At 55.8% G+C, this 267-nt stretch carries 1 pseudogene; it reads right to left on the bottom strand.

The annotated features are described in order from the left end of the window. Positions 1 to 151: 151 nt before the first annotated feature. Positions 152 to 267, bottom strand: a pseudogene (locus MOV63_RS32535) (IS481 family transposase); the annotation flags it as partial.

Here is a 267-nt window from a genome sequence, read left to right as displayed (position 1 = left end):
CTCCTCACAATCCTCAACGCCATCATCCGGGACAATAAACCATGGCAAAGCGCTTGACGCACAAGACAGTCGCTCTGCCCTGCCGGGCATCTCCCCCTCAAGGGGGGAGATCGGCCAGAGGCTGACTCCCAACTCACTCCTGAGCGAGACACTAGATGTTTAGTCCCGGCATTTGATGGATTGGATCGATGATGAATCGATCCGGCTCCAAAGTCCACCGTTTGCATATGAACTCGTAGGGCGTGAGGCCCTTTAGCGTCTTGAGCC

This window comes from Neorhizobium sp. SHOUNA12A, assembly GCF_023006505.1.
Lineage (GTDB): Bacteria > Pseudomonadota > Alphaproteobacteria > Rhizobiales > Rhizobiaceae > Neorhizobium.
The sequence above is the reverse complement of the archived record's forward strand: the minus strand, read 5'-3'. Positions and strand labels throughout refer to the sequence as shown.